Below are 5,814 nucleotides of genomic sequence, written 5' to 3' on the forward strand. Positions count from 1 at the left end.
CGCGCGGGCGCTGCTCGTGGCGATCAGGCGGAACCCCGACATCAACGCCAGCTGGGACGAGGCCAACCAGGAGATCGTGCGCAAGCACTACGTGAACCTGGGCATCGCGGCCGCGACCCCCCGCGGGCTGATCGTGCCGAACATCAAGGACGCGCACGACAAGACGCTGCCGCAGCTGGCCGAGTCGCTCGGCGAGCTCGTGGCGACGGCCCGCGAGGGCCGCACCTCGCCCGGCGCCATGCAGGGCGGCACCGTCACCATCACCAACGTCGGCGTCTTCGGCATCGACTCCGGCACGCCCATCCTGAACCCGGGCGAGGCGGCGATCCTGGCGGTGGGCGCGATCAAGCCGCAGCCGTGGGTGCACAAGGGCAAGGTGAAGCCGCGCCAGGTGACCACGCTCGCGCTCTCCTTCGACCACCGGCTGGTCGACGGCGAGCTGGGCTCGAAGGTGCTCGCGGACATCGCCGCGATACTGGAGCAGCCGAAGCGCCTGATCACCTGGGCCTGACGCGTCCGGTCACCTGGGCCTGACGCGTCCGGTGACCGCCTGACGCGACGCGGCGGGTGAGCACGCGGACGCCCGGCTCCGGCGGCGTCGGTTCCCCCCTGCACGGGGCGGGACCGGCGCCGCTGCCGTGTCCGGGGCCGCACGCTGCGGGGGCCGGGTGCGGCGCCGGCCTGGGCCCCGGAACCGGACCACGGGCCGGGGGCGGTGCCTCCTGGGGAATCCGGCCGGCGGGCTGGGACCCGTACGGCACCGGGGCCGGGGGGCTCCGCGAAATTCGGTGGTGCGGCGGCCGTCCGCTCGGCACACTTGTTCGAGCAGGGCGCGCCGCGCGGTCCTTGAGGACCGGGGAAGGTGCGCCGCGGGGGACCCGGAGTCCGTGCCGCGGCGCGCCGTGCGGGACGGCGCCGTGCCGGGCACCGCGGCGGGTCCACACGCCGGCCGCGACGTGCCGCCGGCGCACCGTCCGGGGGCGGCCGCTTCGAGCGCGCGACCGCGCGGGCCGCCCCTCCCCCTGCCCATGCCGAGCGGGCGCTCAGGCGCCGACGGCCGCCTCGCCGGTCAGCAGCTTCTCCAGGACGACCGCGATGCCGTCCTCGTCGTTCGACGCGGTGACCTCGTCCGCCACGGCGAGGAGTTCGGGGTGCGCGTTGGCCATCGCGACGCCGTGCGCGGCCCAGGCGAACATCGGGATGTCGTTCGGCATGTCGCCGAAGGCGACCGTCTCCCGTGCCGTGACGCCGAGCCTGCGCGCCGCGATCGACAGGCCGCGGGCCTTCGTGAGGCCCACGGGCACCAGCTCGACCACGCCGGGCCCCGCCATGACGACGTCCGTCAGCGGGCCGACGGCCGCGCGGGCGGCGAGCGTCAGGGCGTCGTCGTCCAGCTCGGGGTGCTGGAGGTACACCTTGTTGAGCGGCTCGGCCCAGAAGTCGTCCCGGTCCCCGACGAGGGCGGCCCGGTCGAGCTTGCGGCCGCCGAGCGTGTACCGCTCGTCGGTCAGCACGGTGCCGTCGAGGCCGTCCTGGCTGACGGCGAGCGCGAGGGGGCCGAGCTCCGACTCGATCTGCGCGATCGCACGGCGCGCGACCTGCCGGTCGAGCGTCAGCGACGTCAGCAGGCGGCCCTCGCCCGCGTGGTAGACCTGCGAGCCCTGGCCGCAGACGGCGAGGCCCTCGTAGCCCAGGTCCGTCAGGATGTCGCGCACCCACGGCACGGACCGGCCCGTGACGACGATGTGCGCGGCCCCCGCCTCCGTGGCGGCGGCGAGCGCCGCGCGGGTGCGCGCGGAGACCGTGCCGTCGCCGCGCAGCAGCGTCCCGTCGAGGTCGGTGGCGACCAGCCGGTAGGGGAAGGCCGCCCTCGCGGTGCCGTCCGACGGGCCGGACGCCGCGGGGCCGCCCCCGGCCCCGCCCGCGTCCGCCCCGCTGCCCGCGCCGCCGGTGTCCGCCTCGCCCGTGCTCACTTCGCGATCGGCTCCAGCAGCTCGCGTCCGCCCAGGTAGGGCCGCAGCACCTCCGGCACCCACACGGAGCCGTCGGCCTGCTGGTGGTTCTCCAGGATGGCCACGATCGTGCGGGTCACCGCGCACAGCGTGCCGTTGAGCGTGGACAGCGGCTTGACCTGCTTGCCGTCGCGCATCCGCACGGACAGCCGGCGTGCCTGGAAGCTGTCGCAGTTGGACGTCGACGTCAGTTCGCGGTACTTGCCCTGCGTCGGGATCCACGCCTCGCAGTCGTACTTGCGCGACGCGGACGCGCCCAGGTCGCCCGAGGCCACGTCGATCACCTGGAAGGGCAGGCCGAGGCCGAGCAGCCACTCCTTCTCCCACTCCAGCAGGCGCAGGTGCTCCGCCTCCGCGTCCTCAGGCGCCACGTACGAGAACATCTCCACCTTCTCGAACTGGTGGACGCGGAAGATGCCGCGCGTGTCCTTGCCGTACGTGCCGGCCTCGCGGCGGAAGCACGAGGAGTAGCCGGCGTAGCGCAGCGGCAGCTTGTCGGCGTCGATGATCTCGTCCATGTGGTACGCGGCGAGCGGCACCTCGGACGTCCCCACCAGGTAGGTGTCGTCCTGCTCCAGGTGGTACACGTCGGCGGCGGCCTGGCCGAGGAAGCCCGTGCCCTCCATGGCCTGCGGGCGCACCAGCGCGGGCGTGATCATCGGGGTGAAGCCGGCGGCGGTGGCCTGCGCGACCGCCGCGTTGACCAGCGCGAGCTCCAGCAGCGCGCCGACGCCCGTCAGGTAGTAGAAGCGGGAGCCGGACACCTTGGCGCCGCGCTCCATGTCGATGGCGCCGAGCGCCTCGCCGAGCTCCAGGTGGTCCTTCGGCGTGAAGCCCTCCGCGCCGAAGTCGCGGATCGTGCCGTGCGTCTCCAGGACCGTGAAGTCCTCCTCGCCGCCCACCGGCACGTCCGGGTGCACGATGTTGCCGAGCTTGAGGAGCAGGCCCCTGGCCTCCTCGCCCGCCTCGTCCTGGGCGGCGTCGGCGGCCTTGACCTCGGCCTTGAGCTGCTCGGCCTTCTTGAGCAGCTCGGCCTTCTCCTCCGGGGACGCCTTGGGGATCAGCTTGCCGATCGACTTCTGCTCGGAGCGCAGCTCGTCGAAGCGGACGCCGGACGACCTGCGGCGCTCGTCGGCGGAGAGCAGGGCGTCGACGAGGGCGACGTCCTCTCCACGGGCGCGCTGGGAGGCACGGACACGGTCGGGGTCCTCACGGAGCAGGCGAAGGTCAATCACGCGGCCAAGGCTACCGGTGCGGCCCCCGCGCCCTCACCTCTGTATCCACAGGGGTTGATAGCCTGCCCGTTCTTACCGTTCTGATGGTAAATAGAGTGAATCGAGATAAATGCCCGAATTGATCGGAGTGCGAGTGGCGATGTTCGCCGGTGCGCGTCAAAGTGATGCCTGGAATTCGCCGTCCAGTGGGGTGCGCGCTGCCTCACGTTGACTCACATCCCTTGCCCGCGCGGGCACTTGGCCTCCCTTGTCCACAGCGGGAAAAAGATCCGGACCGAGTTATCCACAGGCTGGGCTCTTTTGTTGTGGACAATGCTCTTGATCATTTTCTTCGACGAGCACAGGTTGGATAAATCCGCTTTCAAACCCGCATTCACCACTCCTTCGGGTGGGGATTCACCCTTTCCGTGCCGCCGGTCACCCGGAGTGAGGGTCGGGCGGGGGGCTTGCCTCTCCGCACACCCTGTGGACAGCGAAAGAGTGAGTCGGGAGATTTGTCGATGAATCGGACTCGCCATGTCGACTTGTCCTCAGGACTGGCGCCATCCCTGTGGATAACTACCCGAGTTATCCACAGGATGGGGGTCGCTGTGCACAAAGGAGCCGGGACTCCGCCGGGCGAGCGCCCCCGGCAGGCCCGGCCGCCTCACGACTCCAGCAGCCGCTGCCCCACGTACTCGCCGCGCGCGGCCCCGCCCGGCACGGCGAACAGCCCGCTCGACTCGTGCCGGATGAACGCCGAGAGCGCGTCGCCCCGGTCGAGCTTGCGCTGGACGGGCACGAAACCCTTGAGGGGGTCCGCCTGCCAGGCGACGAACAGCAGGCCCGCGTCCGGACTGCCGTCGTCGAGCACGCCGTCGTCGTACGAGAAGGGCCGGCGCAGCATCGCCGCACCGCCGTTCGTGCTCGGCGCCGCGATGCGGGCGTGCGCGTCCGCGGGGATGACGAGCTGCCCGTCCGCGCCGGTCTTCGTCAGCGCCATCGCGGTGCGCTCGGTCCCGCCGGTGAGGGGCGCGCCGTCCGACTTCCGCCGCCCGATGACCTTCTCCTGCTTGTCCAGCGGCAGCTTCTCCCAGTCGTCCAGCAGCATGCGGATGCGCCGGACCACGGCGTACGAGCCGTTCGCCATCCACGCGGGGCTGTGCGGCGCGCCCCCGCCGCCCGCCGGATCGGCGGGCACGAAGATCTGCTCGTCGAAACGCGGCGCCGACGGCTGGGGGTTGCCGGTGCCGTCGACCTGTCCCATCAGGTTGCGCGCCGTCATCGGGTGCGCGGTGGCGCCGGGGGAGCGGTTGAACCCGCTCATCCGCCAGCGCAGCCGGGCCGCCGAACCGGCCGCCCGCTGCAGGGCACGCAGCGCGTGGAAGGCCACGAGCGCGTCGTCCGAGCCGACCTGCACCCACACGTCGCCGTTGCTGCGGGCCGGATCCAGGTGGTCGGAGGAGAACGCCGGGAGCGGATCGAGCTGGGCGGGCCGCTGCGCCGTCAGCCCCGTGCGGCCGAAGAAGCTGTGCCCGAAGCCGATGGTGACGGTCAGCGAGGAGGGACCCGCGTCCAGGGCGACTCCCGTGTCGTCCTGGGGCGCGGGCCGCCCCTCGGCCATCTGCGCCGCGCACGCCGTCCAGCGCCGCAGCAGTGCCACCGCCTCCGCGCGGCCCGCGCCGGGCGCCAGGTCGAAGGCGGCCAGGTGGCCGGCCGCCTGCAGCGGGGTGGTGATGCCCGCCTGGTGGGTGCCGTGGAAGGGCACCCCGTCCGAGCCGAGCGAGGTCAGCGGCGCGGGCGCGCCCGGCCGCGTCGCGGCGTACGCCCCGGCGCCGCCGCCGGCTCCGACGAGCAGGCCGCCGGCCCCGGCGGCACCGGCCGCGCCGAGCACGCGCCGCCGGCTGACTCCGGCGCCCGCGTCGGGGCCTTCGCGGCCCTCGGGCGCGGGAGCCGGCGCGCCCGCCGGGGTCCTCCCGCCGCCGCGTGCGCCGTTCTTCGAGGGGTGTTTCGAGGTGTCGGTCACGTGCTCAGCCGATCGTGATGTTCTTGTACACGGTGGTCTCGTCGATGTCCGAGGTCCGGACGGTGAGGGCGAGCTGCCAGGTGCCGGGCATGGGGATCTGGACGTGTTCCGCCGCCCAGTGTCCCGGAGCGAAGCGTTCGGGCGTGACGGGCAGCGGGCCGATCCTGCGGGACTTCAGCGTGAGGCTCGCCTTGACCTCCGGGACGTCGAGGGGCCGGTCGTCCGGTCCGTTGACGTAGAGGTGCATGAGGTTCTGACCGCCGGCCCGCGCCGGTTCCAGGTAGAACTCGAGCACGCCCTTGCCCTTGGCGCCGCCGGTGTCGAAGGGGATGCTCAGGTCGACGGGCCCGCCCTTCGCCACCGCGGCCGGGGCCGACGCGCTCGCCGGGTCCTTCGCCGCCGCCTCGGCCGTCCTGCCCGGCTCGGTGTCCGACAGGATCGTCGCGACGGCCAGGACGGCGATCGCGACGGCCGCCTCGGCGAGCACGGACCGGCGCAGGCCGCCGCGCACGGGGTCGGCGTCCCGCGCGCGCTTCCTGCTCGCGGTCGCCACGGCCGCCCG

4 protein-coding genes and 1 pseudogene are annotated in these 5,814 nt (G+C 73.4%); 1 reads left to right on the forward strand and 4 read right to left on the reverse strand.

The genetic code is table 11. From position 1 onward, the window contains the following. The coding region (locus L1885_RS22205; RefSeq protein ID WP_235798934.1) for a 2-oxo acid dehydrogenase subunit E2 at nucleotides 1-511 on the forward strand (511 nt) is incomplete at its 5' end. Nucleotides 512-1,043: 532 nt separating this feature from the next. On the opposite strand, the gene L1885_RS22210 is transcribed toward L1885_RS22205, so the two are convergent. The 4 genes and pseudogenes from L1885_RS22210 to L1885_RS22225 all read right to left on the reverse strand — a co-directional run. Then, nucleotides 1,044-1,850: an HAD family hydrolase gene (locus tag L1885_RS22210; RefSeq protein WP_235798936.1), complete on the reverse strand. Its 807-nt coding sequence runs from the start codon at nucleotides 1,848-1,850 to the stop codon at nucleotides 1,044-1,046. Between the two features lie 119 nt (nucleotides 1,851-1,969). Beyond that, a complete protein-coding gene (serS, locus tag L1885_RS22215; protein WP_235798935.1) occupies nucleotides 1,970-3,247 on the reverse strand; it encodes a serine--tRNA ligase in 1,278 nt (425 codons plus the stop codon). A 646-nt stretch (nucleotides 3,248-3,893) separates the two neighbouring features. Beyond that, complete coding sequence (gene efeB, locus L1885_RS22220; RefSeq protein WP_308117375.1) at nucleotides 3,894-5,252, reverse strand: iron uptake transporter deferrochelatase/peroxidase subunit; 1,359 nt, start codon at nucleotides 5,250-5,252, stop codon at nucleotides 3,894-3,896. A gap of 4 nt (nucleotides 5,253-5,256) precedes the next feature. Beyond that, nucleotides 5,257-5,814, reverse strand: a pseudogene (locus L1885_RS22225) (hypothetical protein); the annotation flags it as partial.

It is taken from the genome of Streptomyces fuscigenes (genome assembly GCF_021556455.1).
Lineage (GTDB): Bacteria > Actinomycetota > Actinomycetes > Streptomycetales > Streptomycetaceae > Streptomyces > Streptomyces fuscigenes.